The sequence below is a fragment of the Paractinoplanes deccanensis genome (assembly GCF_016862115.1).
Classification (GTDB): domain Bacteria; phylum Actinomycetota; class Actinomycetes; order Mycobacteriales; family Micromonosporaceae; genus Actinoplanes; species Actinoplanes deccanensis.
On the sequence record NZ_BOMI01000104.1, the window covers coordinates 42,128 to 57,247 of the forward strand.

Annotated in this window: 13 protein-coding genes; 5 read left to right on the forward strand and 8 right to left on the reverse strand. The window is 72.5% G+C overall.

Annotated elements, in window-relative coordinates:
* Positions 1-176: 176 nt before the first annotated feature.
* The 3 genes from Ade02nite_RS25980 to Ade02nite_RS25990 all read right to left on the reverse strand — a co-directional run bounded on the left by Ade02nite_RS25980 (position 177) and on the right by Ade02nite_RS25990 (position 5,026).
* The gene (locus tag Ade02nite_RS25980) at positions 177-1,271 is read right to left on the reverse strand and encodes a ricin-type beta-trefoil lectin domain protein (protein ID WP_203769145.1); all 1,095 of its coding nucleotides are present in this window, start codon (positions 1,269-1,271) and stop codon (positions 177-179) included.
* A 696-nt stretch (positions 1,272-1,967) separates the two neighbouring features.
* Positions 1,968-4,406 (reverse strand): VIT domain-containing protein, encoded by a 2,439-nt coding sequence (locus Ade02nite_RS25985; protein ID WP_203769147.1) that lies wholly within the window; start codon positions 4,404-4,406, stop codon positions 1,968-1,970.
* Positions 4,403-5,026, reverse strand: coding sequence for a MerR family transcriptional regulator (locus Ade02nite_RS25990; RefSeq protein WP_203769149.1), 624 nt, complete (start codon positions 5,024-5,026; stop codon positions 4,403-4,405). The genes Ade02nite_RS25985 and Ade02nite_RS25990 overlap by 4 nt, the downstream gene beginning before the upstream one ends.
* A 46-nt stretch (positions 5,027-5,072) precedes the next feature.
* Between Ade02nite_RS25990 and Ade02nite_RS25995 the strand changes: the two genes are divergently transcribed.
* The gene (locus tag Ade02nite_RS25995) at positions 5,073-5,807 is read left to right on the forward strand and encodes a cyclase family protein (protein ID WP_203769151.1); all 735 of its coding nucleotides are present in this window, start codon (positions 5,073-5,075) and stop codon (positions 5,805-5,807) included.
* Here Ade02nite_RS25995 and Ade02nite_RS26000 read toward each other — a convergent pair.
* The 4 genes from Ade02nite_RS26000 to Ade02nite_RS26015 form a co-directional block, all read right to left on the reverse strand.
* The gene (locus tag Ade02nite_RS26000) at positions 5,780-7,879 is read right to left on the reverse strand and encodes a M6 family metallopeptidase (protein ID WP_239169054.1); all 2,100 of its coding nucleotides are present in this window, start codon (positions 7,877-7,879) and stop codon (positions 5,780-5,782) included. The two genes, Ade02nite_RS25995 and Ade02nite_RS26000, sit on opposite strands and share 28 nt — an antisense overlap.
* A gap of 129 nt (positions 7,880-8,008) precedes the next feature.
* Positions 8,009-8,275 carry a hypothetical protein gene (locus Ade02nite_RS26005; protein ID WP_203769161.1) on the reverse strand — a complete coding sequence of 89 codons (267 nt, stop codon included), beginning with the start codon at positions 8,273-8,275 and terminating at the stop codon, positions 8,009-8,011.
* 33 nt (positions 8,276-8,308) lie between these two features.
* Positions 8,309-9,091, reverse strand: coding sequence for an ABC transporter permease (locus Ade02nite_RS26010; RefSeq protein ID WP_203769163.1), 783 nt, complete (start codon positions 9,089-9,091; stop codon positions 8,309-8,311).
* Positions 9,088-9,987, reverse strand: coding sequence for an ABC transporter ATP-binding protein (locus Ade02nite_RS26015; RefSeq protein WP_203769168.1), 900 nt, complete (start codon positions 9,985-9,987; stop codon positions 9,088-9,090). The genes Ade02nite_RS26010 and Ade02nite_RS26015 overlap by 4 nt, the downstream gene beginning before the upstream one ends.
* 130 nt (positions 9,988-10,117) lie before the next feature.
* Between Ade02nite_RS26015 and Ade02nite_RS26020 the strand changes: the two genes are divergently transcribed.
* The 4 genes from Ade02nite_RS26020 (at position 10,118) to Ade02nite_RS26030 (ending at position 13,630) form a co-directional block, all read left to right on the forward strand.
* On the forward strand, positions 10,118-11,350 hold the full coding sequence (locus tag Ade02nite_RS26020) for a sensor histidine kinase (protein ID WP_239169055.1): 1,233 nt from the start codon (positions 10,118-10,120) through the stop codon (positions 11,348-11,350).
* A gap of 142 nt (positions 11,351-11,492) precedes the next feature.
* Positions 11,493-11,819 carry a hypothetical protein gene (locus Ade02nite_RS50770; protein ID WP_369076670.1) on the forward strand — a complete coding sequence of 109 codons (327 nt, stop codon included), beginning with the start codon at positions 11,493-11,495 and terminating at the stop codon, positions 11,817-11,819.
* Positions 11,820-11,926: 107 nt separating this feature from the next.
* Positions 11,927-12,622, forward strand: coding sequence for a response regulator transcription factor (locus tag Ade02nite_RS26025; protein ID WP_275409943.1), 696 nt, complete (start codon positions 11,927-11,929; stop codon positions 12,620-12,622).
* A gap of 342 nt (positions 12,623-12,964) precedes the next feature.
* Positions 12,965-13,630 carry a pyridoxamine 5'-phosphate oxidase family protein gene (locus tag Ade02nite_RS26030; RefSeq protein WP_239169056.1) on the forward strand — a complete coding sequence of 222 codons (666 nt, stop codon included), beginning with the start codon at positions 12,965-12,967 and terminating at the stop codon, positions 13,628-13,630.
* A 241-nt stretch (positions 13,631-13,871) separates the two neighbouring features.
* Here the strand turns inward: Ade02nite_RS26030 and Ade02nite_RS26035 are convergent, their stop codons facing one another.
* Entirely contained in the window at positions 13,872-15,047 is a 1,176-nt protein-coding gene (locus Ade02nite_RS26035; protein WP_203769169.1) for a dipeptidase, read from the reverse strand.
* Between the last annotated feature and the right edge of the window lie 73 nt (positions 15,048-15,120).

Below are 15,120 nucleotides of genomic sequence, written 5' to 3' on the forward strand. Positions count from 1 at the left end.
AGGATCCGTCGTTCGCCAGGGCGAGGATGCGTCGTTCGCCAGGGCGAGGATGCGCCGTTCGCCAGGGCGAGGATGCGCCGTTCGCCAGGGCGAGGATGCGCCGTTCGCCAAGGCGAGGATGCGCCGCTCGCTACGGCAACGATGCACCGATCGTCACGGCAACGATGCGCCGCCCGTTACGGCAAGGACCAGCGCTGCCGGGCGGAGCCGTCGCACGTGGTGACGACGACGCCGGTGCCGGCGCGGCGGCCGCCCGACGGATCGGTGAGGCAGCCGTTGCTCGCGACGTTGATCAGCAGCTGGCCGTAGGTGCGCCATTTGGCCGGGGTGCGGCCGTCGCAGCTGACGATCTCGACGGAGCCGTCGCCGACCAGCAGCGCGCACTTGCCGGCCACGCGCAGCGTCCCGTCCGTGGCGATCGTCCAGGTCTGTGCCCAGGTGCCGTTGCACTCGTACACCTGCACGTGGTTGCCGTCGAACGGCACACCCCCGTTCAGGTCGAGGCAGAGCGCGTTCTGCCCGCGGATCACGCCCACCCGGTCGGCCGACGGCGGCACGGGGGCGATGCCGGCCGGCGCGGTCGGCGTCGAGGTCTCGCCCGGCGCACTCGTCGCACTCGCCGGCGGCGAAGCCGGCGAGGTGGCGATCGCCGGCGCCCCGCTGGCCCCGGTGGTCGGCGTGGGTTTCGACGTGGCGGTGGCCGCCGGCGCCGCCGACGTCGTGGCAGCACCCGGCACCACGCCGGAGCCCGCCTTGGCGCCCGAGCCCGATCCGGTCGCGGCGGCCCCTGCCGACGACGCGCCCACCCCGGCCGGCACCGAGGCGCTGGTCGCCGCGGGCCCGGTGGCAGGCGGCAACGGTCCGTCCAGCCCCGTGGACACCGCCGGCCGAACATCGGAGCGCAGGGCCGCATAACCCGCCGCCGCGGCGCCGACCAGCACCGCCGCCGCGGCCGCCGCCACGACGATCAGCCTGCGCCGTCCATGCGTCCGGCGCGCACCCGGCAGAACCAGGACGGCCGTGGCGTCATCGGCCCGATCCGCGGCTCGCGACGACCCGCCTTCCGCGGCTCGCCGTGATCCGCCTTCCGCGGTCGCCGCCGCGGGCCACGTCTGCGCCGAGCTGCCCCGCTCGCCTGACGAGGCCGCGCCGCCCTGTTCGTCCGGCGCGGCACTGCCGGCCGCGTCGGAGCCCGGCTGTTCGGCGTCGCCAAGCACGAACGGCCGGACGAGCAGGGGATCCCGCTCGTCGCCCATCTCGTCGCCAGTCACAGAACACCCGCCGCCATCGAGCCGTCAAGAGCCGAACGACCGACCAACCTACCCGCGTTGATCGCGCTCACACCGCCCGCCGAACATCCGACTTTCCGCACGATGCGCCCGTCGAGGCAGGGAACGAACAGCTTCCGTCGGCAAGCCGACACGCCCAAGGCTCGTCACTCCCCACCCACCCAGCAAGATCGCCAAGAACTTACCTCCCTACCCTCCACCCCCGACACTCGCCTCACGCCCGGCACCACCCGCCCGAACGGCCAGGACCACGCCACCCATCGACACGGCCGTCCATCGCTGGACTGCCCTGACCACCGCGCTGGCCCCACTCCGCGCGCCACAGCCAGGCCTGCCCGCCGCAACTGCTGCCCGCGGTGACTGCTGCCCGCGGTGACTGCTGCCCGCGGTGACGGCTGCCCGCGGTGACGGCTGCCCGCGGTGACTGCTGCCCGCGGCGACGGCTGCCCGCGACGACGGCTGCCCGCGGCGACGGTTGCCCGCAGTGGCGGTTGCCCGCAGTGGCGGTTGCCCGCAGTGGCGGTTGCCTGCAGTGGCGGTTGCCTGTGGTGGTGGTTCCCTGCGGCGACGCCTGCCTGCAGTGGCCGTTGCCTGCGGCGACGCCTGCCCGCGGTGAGCTGCCGTTGAGGTCTGTCCCGGCCCCGTCCCGCGAACTGAGGGACGGGGCCAGGTGGTGGGTCACCGTTTCCAGAAGGCCTTGCGGGTGGGAACCTGGCCGGGCCCGGCGGCAGGCGGGGTGGGTTCGGCGCCCGGGCCGGGCGGCGTCGCCGGGCCGGCGAAGGCGGTCAGGGTCTGGAGTGCCCCCTCCCAGCGCTCGTCGACCGGCGTGTCGGCGCGCAGCCGGGCCAGCAGGTCGATCAGTGGCCGGAAGGCCTCGTCGGTGGCCGAGCCGATCAGGACGTCCAGGCGGCTGGCGAGGTCGTCGAGGAGCTCGCGCCGTTCCCACACCGGGAGTCCGGCCGCGTCGCGGAGGCGCTGGGCCTCGGTGGCCGCCAGGACGCGCATCTCGTCGACGGACGGGGGTGCGCCGGCCGATCCGGCCACCTTGGACAGCATGGTGCGAGCGCGCGGTGCGGCGAAGGTGGAGAAGGCGCCCGTCCGGCGGCCTCCGACAGCGGGCCCGGCACCGGCCTGGGACTCCGCGGTGCCGTCGAAGCTCATCAGGGACGGTGCGCCGGGCGCGGCCGGCGGTGCGGGAGGAGCGATGGAGGCGGACGCCATCTGGATCATCGCCGGCGCGACGTTGCCCGGCGCCTCCCAGCCCTGGGGCAGCTCGACCGGCTGGGTCACCCGGCGGGTGCTGCCGCCCTCGTTGACGACGCGGCTGTCCACCGCGACGAACGCGGTGAACCGGCACAGCACCCCGTATCGCAGGGAGGTGTCCACGATGCGCTTCTCGAGAGTGTGGTCGCCGGCGGCGTACGCGTCCTCGAGGTCGCGCAGCCGTGCCCGTGCCCACTGCGCGGTGATCGCCGGCTCCGGCCGTTCCTGCAGCGCGACCGTCGTGGTGAACTCGCGGTCGTCGCGGGTGCGGCCGGTCACGGTGAGCCCGCCACCGGTGGCGGAGCCGGTGTAGCGGCCGCTCACCACCAGCGGCACGCCCGGGTAGAGGCCGGGCAGACGGGCCGGGGTGCGCTCGTCGTCGAGCAGGGTCGGGCCGTCGGCGGTGACGCGCAGGCCGGTGACGACCGGAGCGCCGATCCGGCGGTGGATGTGTTCCATCGCCTCGTCGAGCCTGTCCTCGCTCTCCACGAGCTCGGCCCGGCCGGCGCCCAGTGCCGCCAGCCTGCCCAGGAAGCCCGCGTTGACGGCCCGGTCGATGCCGATCGTGTGGACCCGGGTCGTGCCGATCAGCGGCGTGATGTCGTGAACGATCTGGTCCTCATTACCGACCTGCCCGTCGGTGACCAGCACGAGCACCCGGTCGCGGTCCTCGCTCGCGCGCAACAGGCCGAGCCCTTGCGTCAGCGGGCTGAGCAACTCGGTGCCGCCGCGGGCGGTGGCGTGGGCGAGGTGCTCCACCGCGCGGAACCGGTTGCGGTCGGACGCCTCGACCAGGCCCTCGCCGAGGTCGGCAGGGTGGTCGACCTGGTGGTCGAAGGTGAGCACGGCGAAGCGGTCGTCGCTGGTCAGCGTGTCGACGACCCGGGCGGCGGCACGCCGGGCGGCCACCATCTTCCAGCCGCCCATGCTGCCCGAGCGGTCGAGCAGCAGCACGACGTCCTTGGGCCGGGCGGCGGCCGTGCCGGCCGGTGGGAGCACCACCAGCTGGTAGACGCCGCCGGCCTGGTCGCCGCTCTCGTCGGGCACGGCGATCGCCGTTTCGCCGCCGCCCTCGTACGGCAGGCGCAGGATGAAGTCGCGGTCGGCCCGCTCGCCGGGCGCGATGGTGAGCGTGCCGTCGTGGTCGGTGACCGCGTGCAGACTGGACTTGACCTCGCCGAGGGTGAGGCCGGCCGGGTCGATGTCGACGCCGATCGACAGCCGCAGCGGGTTGGGGAAGCCGGGCAGCAGCACCGGAGGAGTGATGCGGGAGGCGTCGGGCACCGCGTCGGTGTCCTGTGCCTGCCCGTCGCCGGCCGGGGGCCCGGCCAGCGGCGTGCCGGGGATGTAGCGCGGGGCGACCACCAGCGGGAAGCGGAACGTGGCGGCGCCGTCCTCGAACGGCAGCGGGCCGACGAGGCTGAGCCGGATCGTCACCCGCTCGCCGGGCAGGATGTTGCCCACCCGCATGGTGAAGACATCCGGCCGCTCCTCCTCGGCGATGGACGCGCGCCGGCCGGACGCGACGGCCTTGTCGTACGTCTCGCGGGCGGCGGCCCGCTCCTGGAGCTCCGCCTCGACCGTGCGGTCGTCGGCGGTCATCGTCATGCCGATCACGGCGGCGCGGTCGGGCAGGGGGAAGACGTAGGTCGCCTCGAGCGCGACCTCGTGCACATTGACGAATTCGGTCAGCACCACCGTGCGGGCGACCAGGCCGCTGAGGTGCGCCCGCACGTCGAGGACGTCGAGCGGAAGGGCGCCTCGGTCGGTGCGGAGGCAGCCGAAGCCGGCATCGGGCAGGATCCGGATCCGGCTGATCTCGCCGGGACCCATCGGGGCGACGGAGAAGGTCATGACGAGCTCCCATCAGTAAGGCCACGCGCGGCAAGCAGGTCGATCAGGGGTGCGGCGGCCGCGGCGATCTCGTCGCGATCGCGCTCGGTCAGGGTCTGCGGAACCAGCAGCAGGACGCCGCCCCCGAGGGTGACGCCGGTCAGCGTCTGGGTGGTCACGTCGTGCCGCGGCGCCGGGGTGGCCGGTTGTCTGTCCGGCGATGACGGTGGTTCGCAGGAACTCTCCGCGATGGCGGGCGGATCGGCCCAGAAGCGGAGGCGGGACGCGGAGGCATCGGGTGTGGTTATCTCCCAGCCGCCGCCCTCGAGCAGGCGGTCGGGCACCTGGGCGAGGTCGCTCAGCGCTTCGGGGGAGAGCCAGGCGAAGTCCGTCTGGATCTTCGAGAGGCTCTCGCCGAGCGCCTGGCGGCGCTTGATGGCCACCAGCTGTTGCAGGTGGCGAGGTCCGTAGAGGGCGGTGCGCCCGCGCATGCCCAGCGGCTTGTCGACCAGGCCGATCGTCGTGTACCAGCGGATCGCCCGGCGATCGGGCACGTCGCGGACGCGGCCGTTGGGCGCTCCCGGGTACTCGGCCGCCAGGGCCTCACGTACCCGTTCCACCAGCTCGTCGATCGTCCACATGCCAACAAGTTTGACACTGTCATCGTGACAGTGTCAATGTGTCCGCATGACCCCAGCCGCCGGCCGATGGGCTCGGCCACGACTGATCAGCCTGTCCCATCTCAACGACCCCGCGACCACGCTGGTCTATCCCGGCGACCCGGCCTTCGAGCTCGAGACGGTGGCCACCGTCGAGCAGCAGGGCTATTACCTGCGCTTCGTGCGCGAGGGCGAGCACACCGGCACCCATTGGGGTGCGCCCGGCCACTTCAACCCCGGCCAGCCGCTGGCCGACGAGCTCGACGTGGAGGACCTATGCCTTCCGGCGGTACGGATCGACGTGCGCGAGCAGTGCGCCGCCGACCCGGATTACGAGGTGACGATCGCCGACCTCCAGCGGTGGGAGCGGCGCCACGGCCGCATCCCGGACGAGGCGATGGTGATCATCTGGACGGGCTGGGACGCGCGCTGGGGCACCGAGGCCTTCCTCAACCGGGACGACCGCGGGGTGATGCACCAGCCGGGCTTCGCCCTCGAGACGGTGCGCTGGCTCGTCGACACGGGCCGGCTCGGCCGTCGGGGCGGCACGGGGACGGACACGTTCGGCCCCGACCCGGGCCGCGACGACAGCTACGCGGTCTCCCGGCTGGTCTATCGGCGCCATCGGATCAGCCTGGAGGTGCTGGCCAACCTCGCCGCGCTGCCGCCGGCGGGCGCGTTCGTGCTCTGCGGCGGCCAGATCAACAAGGCGGGGTCGGGATCCACCGCGCTCATCTACGGCTTGCTGCCGCCCGCCGGCTGAGGTCGTTCGCCGGTCCGGGGCGTGCCTCCGCCCGGTTGCAGCACGCCGTTGACCACGAGGCGGTACGGTGCGTACTGCTTCACCGCCTCGGTCGGCTCGTCGTAGGACACGATGGCGACGACCTTCGGATAGCCGCTGAGCCGCGCGAACTTCTCCGGGGGCACGATCTCGACCCGCTCCTTGCCCATCCCGACGAGCCGCACGTGCCAGTTGTGCACGGGCGTCGGCCTGATCGAGGTGGGCGAGGTCCATCCGTCCAGCGTGGAGCCGTCGCTCAGCGTCGTGCCGCTCAGCTTGATCGTGCCGATGCGCCAGCCGCCCTCGGCCTCCGCGCCGTCGCTGACGAAACGCAGGCCGAGCAAGACCTTCTTTCCCTCGTACGAGGTGAGGTCGTACGACGCGGTGACCACGCCCTTGCTCGCCCCCGTGATCCCGAAGCCGAGCGGCCCGACTCTCGTGCGGTCGCCGCTCAGCGCGGTATAGGTGCGCCCGCCGTCCGTCGACACTGTCACGTAGCCGTAGTCGTAGCGGTCCTCCAGCGCGTACGAGGTCTCGAGGGTGAGGACCGGTTTGCCCGCCGGGACGGTGACCTGCCGCACGGCGTGCGAGTCGAGGTCGTCGGTGTTGCCCGAGAACAGCGTCTTCTCGACCACCTTCCAGCCGGTGGGCAGCGGCGGCAGGTGTGCCGCCCCGGCGAAGTGGAGCGACCGGACGGGCGTGGGCAACGGCACGTAGTCGGCGCCGTTCGGTGCCGCGCCCGGCTCGGCGTACGAGGAGTCGTTGTCGAGGTTGACCGTGGAACGCAGGCTCTTGGCGGTGACCCTGTCCGCCGCCGCCCCGATCACCTCGGCGCCCGGCTCGCCGGCGATCCGGTCCACCAGCGTCATCGTCTGGAAGTCGTGCAGCACCTCATAGAGGGGCACGCCGGTGGGCAGTGCGGCCTGCACGGCGCCCATGCCCTGCCGGATGCCGTCGCGGTGCAGCACCGTGATGGTCTTCAGACCGAAGCGGTCCCGCAGGTAGAGCATGAGCTGATAGGCGAGGCCGTAGTCGGCCAGCACCTCGCTGGGCGTTCCCTCGTTCCACAGGTTCGGCGAGTTCTGCGGGCCGCCGCAGTCGCGCGGGTTCGCGTTGTAGCGCGTCTTGACCGTCCCGAAGCCCTGGTAGCACACGAGGTGGGTGTCGTTGCCGGGCTGGTCGACGGTGACCCGGCCGTCCACATAGCCGACGAGCGTCTGGGCAAAATCGGCCAGGCCCTCGTTCAGCCAGGTGGCCTCGTCCGGGTCGGCGTAGTACTCGAGCAGGTGCTGCCACTCGTGGGCGAAGGTCGACTCGTACATGCGGGGCCGGGCCGGGCGGCTCGTGCACAGGTCGTCGGTCGGGTCGTCGGCCGGTGCCGCGCCGAGGCGGTGCTTCCAGTCGTACGCGTCGATGGTCATCACGTTGCGGTCGAAGAGCTCGTTGAGCTGGGGCGTGAAGAAACCGGACGTGTAGGTGACCGCCTTGGGAAAGGTGAAGTAGTTCGCGTCGCGGACGTTGTCCACCAGGGTGACGGTCTTGTCGCCGTCGCCGGTGAAATCGCCGGGCGTGGTGGCCTTGGTGCCGTCGCGGTCGGGCGGCGTGCTGAAGACGGCCGTCTCCCGCGGGTAGATCTTCCGGTCGAACTCGCTGATCAGCTCGGCCACCTGCGCGTCCGTGACCTCCACGGAGCCCTTCCGGCAGTCCTTCGCCGGAAAGGCGATGTCGTGCGCCACCCACACCTCGATGTGCCGGCCGACCGCGCGCAGCGTGTACTTCTTGCGATAGAACTTGCCCGTCGTGTCGTCGAGACCGAGCCATTCCCGGACGGTGCCGGCCGGGGGAGTCGGTTTCGGCTCCTTCGCCGCCCGCGATCGCACGCCCGGCGCGGCATCGGGCCGATAGCGCTGCCCTTCCGGGAGCCGGCGGCCGTCCAGCGTGAAGCGGGTGCGGCCGAGGTCGCGGGCGTCCTCCGCGTGCCCGCGCACCGGGGTAGCCACCGTCGTGGCCGTCGCAAGCTGGGCCTCGGCGGAAGCCGCCGCGGGCGCGGCCATCAAGGGAACAAGCGCAACTATTACCGCAAAGGCTGCGAATCGGGCGCGGTCCATGAAAAGGGACGCTACCCTGCGCACGACGGCAGGGCGGCCAACATGCGGCGATTCGACGAGCCCGGGTGGCAGGACCTATTCGAAGATCGAGTGGTCCCGGTCGCCCTCGGCGCGGCGGCGGGCCCGGCGGCGCAACTGGACGACGATCATGTCGACCACGGCGACGACCGCCCAGGCCAGCAGCAGCCAGCCGGGCACGGTCCAGCCGGAGCGGAACAGCAGGACCGCGAGCACCGTGCAGACGACGAAGCCGAAGGCGGCGAGGACGAGCCGCAGATTGAGCGCGCTGTACGGCTGGTCGACCGTGCCGCGGCGGCCGGGCGGCTGGGCACCGATAGGCATGTACAACGGTACCTCCGCCCGGCCGGCGGCGAACTACGAGACCTCGCGCCGCAGGACGCGCCACACCCCGAGCGCGAGGGGCAGCACCACCCACACCGCGGCGGAGACGCCCACCCGGGCCCACTCGCCCGAGGTCATGCCCGGCTCCGACATGGCGGTCGTCGTGACGTTCATGTCGAGCCACTCGGCCGCCGTCTTCAGCGCCTTGATCGTGCCGCCGAGGATCGACCAGACCATCGGCAGGGCGAAATAGGTGACGATCGCCAGCGGCGTGTTGAGCAGCAGGGCGCCGAAGCCGATGCCCATCAGGACGAAGAGCACCTGCAACGCGACGCCCTGCCAGATCAGCGAGCCGGCGATGTCCCAGGAGCCGTCGCCGCCGAGCGCGGCGCCGATCAGGTTCGCCCCGGCGCTCAGCGCCAGCGCCGCCGCCGTCGACGCGATCGCGATCAGCACCCCGGCGGCCAGCTTGGCGACGATGATCCGGCCGCGGGCCGGCACCAGGGTGAAGGTGGTGAGCGCGGTGCGCTGCGACCACTCCCCGGTCATCGACAGGATGCCCAGCACGGGCAGGAGCACCGACGACGGGAGCAGGCCGAACTGGAAGAAGCCCTGGAGCGTCTGCTCGTCGTCCGGGGCCCAGCCGATCATGATGGCCGAGGTCGCCACCGTGGCGAAGCCGATCACGATGAGCAGCCACAGGCCGGCCCGGGTGTCGGCGAGCTTGCGCAGCTCGATCAGGGTGAGGCGGGTCATCGGCACCGCGCGGGTGCCGGCGCGCTCGATCTGCGGCGGGGTCTCCAGCACGGCGGTCATCGGACGGCCTCCTTCACGGAATCGCCGGCGGTCAGGGTGAGGAACATCTGCTCGAGCCCGCCACCGCCGGCCGGGCGCAGCTCGACCAGGACGAGCCCGGCGTCGGCCGCGGCCCGGCCGATGGTCTCCGCGCTCGCCTGCACGACGACGCCCCCGTCGGTTGTCTTCGTGCCGGACAGGCCGGCGCGCTTGAGCACCAGCTCGAGCGCGGCCGCGTCGAGTGCGCGGACCAGGGTGCCCGAGGCGGCGAGCAGCTCCGCCTTGCTTCCCTGGGCGACGACGCGGCCGCCGCCGATCACCACCAGCTGGTCGGCCACCGCCTCCACCTCGCGCAGCAGGTGGGAGGAGAGCAGCACCGTGCCGCCGCGGTCGGCGAAGTCGCGCAGCAGGCCGCGCATCCAGAAGATGCCCTCCGGGTCGAGGCCGTTCGCCGGCTCGTCCAGGATCAGCACGGCCGGGTCGCCCAGCAGGGCCAGGGCCAGGCCCAGCCGCTGCCGCATGCCGAGCGAGTACGCCCGTACCCGGCGCTTGGCCGCGGTCGCGTTGAGGCCCACCCGGTCCAGCGCCTTGGGCACCTCGCGGGTGTCGATGCCCATGGTGAGCGCGGCGAGGCTGAGCACCTCGCGGCCGGTCCGCCCGGCGTGCTGGGCCGAGGCGTCCAGCAGCACGCCGACGTGGCGGCCGGGATTCCCGAGACGCCGGTACGGGACACCGCTGACGGTTGCCGTGCCGGCCGTGGGCGGGGTGAGCCCGCAGATCATTCGCATGGTGGTCGACTTGCCGGCGCCGTTCGGGCCGAGGAAGCCGGTCACCGTGCCGGGTTCGCAGGTGAAGGACACGTTGTCGACGGCGGGATGGTTGCCGTACCTCTTCGTGAGATGTTCGACCGTGATCATGCTTCCAGCGTCGCGGTGCCGAGTGGGTACGCGCTTCGGCCGGAGGTCGCCGGCGGAGAACCTTGGTATATGGCCAACACCTACTTTGGTCGGTATCGGCCGGACCGGGGCCGCTCGTAGAGTCGGATCCGTGGGAAAGCTGAAGCCGGAGTACCAGTGGCTGTTGCCTGCGGCGCTGGACTCGGTCGCTCCGAAACGGCGGTCGACCCGCGACTGGGTCATCGACGTGATCTGCTTCGTGCTCGGCTACGGTTTCACGCTGCTTGCCACGATCGACCTGTTGCGGCCCCACCCGACGGTGGTGCCCGAGTGGGAGGGCGCGCCCGCCTGGTTGATCTGGCTCGACTTCGCCGTGGGCACGGTCGCGGCGCTCGGGCTGTGGTGGCGGCGCGGCCGATGGCTTGTCCCGCTGGCCGTCTTCTGCACCCTTGTCTCGCTGTTCGCGGTCGCCGCCGGGATCACGTGCCTGATCGTTCTGTTCACGGTGGCGGTGCACCGGCGGTTCGCGGTCATGGTCGTGTTCGCCGGTGGGGCGATGGTCACCAACGCCGTTTTCCCGTTGATCCGGCCCGAGGGCGAGAGGCCCTACTGGGAGACGATGGCGTGGGGCACGGTCTTCATCGTGATCGTCTGCCTGTGGGGCATGGTGGTCCGTTCCCGGCGTCAGCTCGTGCTGTCGCTGCGCGACCGCGCCGAGCGGGCCGAGTCGGAGCAGCAGCTGCGCGTCGCCCAGGCGCGCTCCCTCGAGCGCAACCGCATCGCCCGCGAGATGCACGACGTGCTCGCCCACCGCATCTCGCTGCTCAGCCTGCACGCGGGCGCGCTGGAGATCCGCCCCGACGCGGCGCCGCAGGACGTGGCGACCGCGGCCGGCGTCATCCGGGCCAGCGCACATCAGGCGCTGCAGGACCTCCGCGAGGTGATCGGCGTCCTGCGCGCCGACGGGCCGGAGGGTGCGCCCGAGCCGCCGCAGCCGACGCTCGGCGCCCTGCCCGCCCTGGCCGACGAGTCACGCTCGGCCGGCGTCAAGGTCCGCCTCGACGTCCGCATCGAGCCTACGAGCGTGCCCGACGGCACGGGCCGCACGGCCTACCGCATCGTCCAGGAGGGCCTGACCAACGCCCGCAAGCACGCGCCCGGCGCAACCGTCGAGGTGGCGGTCGACGGATCCGCCGGCGACGGCCTCACCATCGACATCCGCAACCCGTGGCCCATCATCAACCCGCCGGTGGCCATCCCCGGCACCGGCACCGGCTTGATCGGCCTCACCGAGCGCGCCACTCTGGCCGGCGGCCGCCTGAAACACGGCCGCACCGCCGACAACCAGTTCGCCCTGACCGCCTGGCTCCCCTGGCCGCCCTGAGCCGCGACCGACCCCGATCCGGACCCGGCCCGCGGTCCGGTCCCGAATCTGAGGCCGGCTCCGGCCCGCCGGTTGGGGTGGGGCCGGCTGGGCGGGGCTGGTTCGGGCGGCGCTGGTTGCTGCGGGGCCGATTGGGGCGCGGCTGGTTGGGGCGCGGCTGGTTGGGGCGCGGCTGGTTGGGGCGCGGCTGGTTGGGGCGCGGCTGGTTGGGGCGGCGCCGATTGGGTTGGGCTGGTTAGGGTGCCTCCGATTGGAGTGGCGCCGGTTGGAATGGCGCTGTGTGGAGCGGCGGCCGGTTGGGGTGCGGCTGGTTGGGGTGTGGCCGGTTGGGGTGTGGCCGGTTGGGGTGTGGCCGGTTGGGGTGCGGCCGGTTCGGGTCCGGCCGGTTCGGGTCCGGTCTGTTCCGGCCCGGTCTGGTCGGGTCCGGCGTGATTTGGTGCGGCGGGGTTGGCTTGGCCCGTGCAGCTGAGGGTGCCGGTGTGTCGGCGTGGCGGGACGGGTGCGGTGGTTGAAGCGACTGGCTCCTAGGGTGGGGGAGGTTCTTGGCTGCGGTGCGGGTGTGGGGGAGCGGCATCGGTGAGTACGGATGCGGGGTCGGAGACACCGGCGGGGGAGTGGTCCGGGCCGGTTCGGGTGTTGATCGTCGATGACGACGCGCTTGTGCGGGCGGGTCTCACGATGATTTTGTCGGCGGCGGCTGACGTGGTCGTGGTGGGCGAGGCGTCCGATGGGGCGGAAGTGCCTGGGGCGGTGGCTGCGCATCGGCCTGACGTGGTGCTGATGGACATTCGGATGCCGAAGGTCGATGGGCTGGCGGCTACCGAGACCTTGCGGTCGCGTGCGGGGGCGCCCGAGGTGATCGTGCTGACGACGTTCGACGCCGACGAGTATGTGCTGCGGGCTTTGCGGGCGGGGGCCAGCGGGTTCCTGCTCAAGGACACGCCGCCGGCGGAGATTCTGCGGGCGGTTCGGCGGGTCGCGCAGGGAGAGGCGATGCTGTCGCCTACGGTGACGCGCCGGCTGATCGCGCATGTGGCGGCGCCGGCGCAGCCGTCACAACTGCGCGCCCTCGAGCGGCTCGGCCGGCTCAGCGAGCGGGAGCGCGAGGTCGCCCTGGCGCTCGGGCAGGGGCGGTCCAACGCGGAGATCTCCACCGACCTGCACATGTCCGTCGCCACGGTGAAGGCCCACGTCTCCCGGCTGCTGATCAAGCTGGAGCTGAACAACCGCGTGCAGGTCGCCCTCCTCGTCCACGACGCCGGCCTCGCCTGACGCAGGACCGCGGCCGCGCGATGGCCGCGAGTGCACGGCCGAGCCGAGCCGGATCGCCCGGGTCCGGACGTCCACGGTGGGCGGGAGTCGTGCCTGGTCGGCGATGGTGGGGTGAGCGAGGCACGGAGCCCGACGGCTGTAGCGGCCGTTCGGATCATGGGGCCGTGCGTGGGAGGCGCCTTGGGGGTGAGCGGTTCTCTCATGTCACCCGATCGAGTGACGGGTGGTCACCATGTGTGATCGGGGAGCAGGTGCTCTGAGCTGGGTCAACGGTGATGATCCGGGCATTCGGCGGGCGACTGTCGGAGGCGGGGTCACTCGGTGCGATCACGTGAACACGGTGTGAAACTGTCGCGCACGGGAGGTTTCCGGAGCTGGAGGGCCATCATGAACCACGGTGAGCGGCAACTGCAGGACAGGCTTGGCACTCGGGAGCGGGCCGACGCCTTCGCCGGCAGGCAGACCCTGGACCGCCTCAACGACAGGATGCGGCGGTTCATCGGGCGGCAGGAGATGATGTTCCTGGCCACGGCGGACGCCGGGGGTGGCTGTGACAGCACCTTCCGGGCGGGGCCGCCCGGGTTCGTGCGGGTGCTGGACGACGAGCACCTGAGCTGGCCGGAATACCGGGGCAACGGGGTCATGGCGAGCCTGGGCAACATCACCGAGAACGGGCATGTCGGGCTGCTGTTCATCGACTTCCGTGACGTGATCGGGCTGCACGTGAACGGCACGGCCGAGATCGTCGAGGATCCGGGCGTGCAGGCGGATGTGCCGCCGGGGCAGCGCGCGCAGCTGTGGGTCGTGGCGCGGGTGCAGGAGGCATACATCCACTGCGCGAAGCGCATCCCGCGCATGATCCGGATCCCGCGGCAGCGCGGCCGGGACCTCGCCGTCGAGCAGCCCAAGAAGAGCGACTACTTCGTGCCGGCGCCGCCCCGCGGACTCACCGCCTGCGATGGTAAAGCCGACAAAGCGCTCGAAACGGCCTGCGAACACCGCGAATAGCGCGGGCCTCGGCAGGAGCGCGGTGGCAGGGGTGAAGGCGCGGAGGGGGAGGGTGCGCGGGCGACACCGCGCGGCAGGGAATGGGTCGCCGCAGGATTGGGTGCGTGGGCGCAGAGCGCGGTGCAGGTGGACAGCGCTCGAGCGCGGCGAAGGCAGGGCCGCAAGGGCGGCGGCGCCCCGGCGGGCGCTGCCGCCCTGACTTCAGCGGGCCGGGCAAGGACTTAGCGGCCGGGCAGGGACTTCAGCGGGCCGGGGACAGGGGCCAGAGGGGCTCCTGGGCCAGGCGTTCCGATTCGCGGAGGACGCGGAGGATGTTGGCGCCGGCCAGTTTGTCCAGGTCGGCCTCGGACCAGCCTCGGGCTGACAGCTCGGCCAGGAGGCGGGGGTAGGACGCCACGTCGCGCATGTCGTCCGGTAGGTCGGTGGTGCCGTCGAAGTCGCCGCCCAGGCCGACGTGGTCGACGCCGGCCACGTCGCGGGCGTGGTCCACGTGGTCGGCCACCTGGGCGGCCGTGACCGGTGGGCGCGGGTTCGCCTCCAGCCACGCGGCGAACGACGGGGCGGCCAGCGGGTCGGCGCCGGGCCAGGTCTGCACCGTGGACGGGTCCTCGCCGGGGCGGGGAGCCCGCGGCCAGCCCTCCGACGTCGGCACGCCCAAGCGTTCCAGCTCCTCCTCGGCGGCCACCGACCACGCCCGGGCCTCGGCCGAGACGAACGGGGCCACGAACGTCAGCTGGATCACGCCGCCGTTGTCGCGCAGGCGGGTCAGCACGTCGTCGGGGACGTTGCGCGGGTGGTCGTGCAGGGCGCGGACGCCGGAATGGCTGAAGATCACCGGGGCGAAGGCCGTGTCCAGGGCCGCGTGCATCGTCACGGGGGCGACGTGCGACAGGTCGACCAGCACGCCGATGCGCTGCATCTCGCGTACGACCGCTCGGCCCTCGTCGTTGAGGCCGCCCACCCGGGGCTCCCGGACCGCCGAGTCGGCCCACGACAGGTTCTCGTTGTGCGTGAGGGTCACATACCGCACGCCGAGGCGGGCGAACGATCGCAGCACGCCCAGCGACGTCGCCAGGCTGTGCCCGCCCTCGATGCCGATCAGCGACGCGATCCGGCCCGCTTCGAGGGCGCGGGTCACGTCGTCGGCGCTGTAGGCGATCGCGAAGTCGTCCGGATACGCCGCCGCCATCCGGTACACGGCGTCGATCTGCTCCATCGTCGCCACCACCGCGGACGGCTCGTCCAGGTCGCCGGGCACGTACACCGACCAGAACTGCCCGCCCACCCCGCCGGCGCGCAGCCTCGGGATGTCCGTGTGCAGCTCCGGGCGCGGCTCGTCCAGGCCCGAGACGTCGTAACCGTAGCGTCCGCGCAGCTGCATGGGCAGGTCGTTGTGCCCGTCGATGATCGGCATCATGCTCACTGGCTACCCGAGCAGGCAACCAGAACGCAAGTCGGAACGAGAGTTGAGGAAAACGAGCGCCGCAACC

Excerpts from the sequence above, each read along its gene's own strand:
- Ade02nite_RS25990 (WP_203769149.1), bottom strand. The coding sequence starts at position 5,026 with ATGTGGACGATCGACGAGCTGGTGGAACGGGTACGTGAGGCCCTGGCG.
- Ade02nite_RS25985 (WP_203769147.1), bottom strand. The coding sequence starts at position 4,406 with ATGACCTTCTCCGTCGCCCCGATGGGTCCCGGCGAGATCAGCCGGATC.
- Ade02nite_RS26000 (WP_239169054.1), bottom strand. The coding sequence starts at position 7,879 with ATGGCCGCGCCCGCGGCGGCTTCCGCCGAGGCCCAGCTTGCGACGGCC.
- Ade02nite_RS26005 (WP_203769161.1), bottom strand. The coding sequence starts at position 8,275 with ATGCCTATCGGTGCCCAGCCGCCCGGCCGCCGCGGCACGGTCGACCAG.
- Ade02nite_RS25995 (WP_203769151.1), top strand. The coding sequence starts at position 5,073 with ATGACCCCAGCCGCCGGCCGATGGGCTCGGCCACGACTGATCAGCCTG.
- Ade02nite_RS26035 (WP_203769169.1), bottom strand. The coding sequence starts at position 15,047 with ATGATGCCGATCATCGACGGGCACAACGACCTGCCCATGCAGCTGCGC.
- Ade02nite_RS26010 (WP_203769163.1), bottom strand. The coding sequence starts at position 9,091 with ATGACCGCCGTGCTGGAGACCCCGCCGCAGATCGAGCGCGCCGGCACC.
- Ade02nite_RS26015 (WP_203769168.1), bottom strand. The coding sequence starts at position 9,987 with ATGATCACGGTCGAACATCTCACGAAGAGGTACGGCAACCATCCCGCC.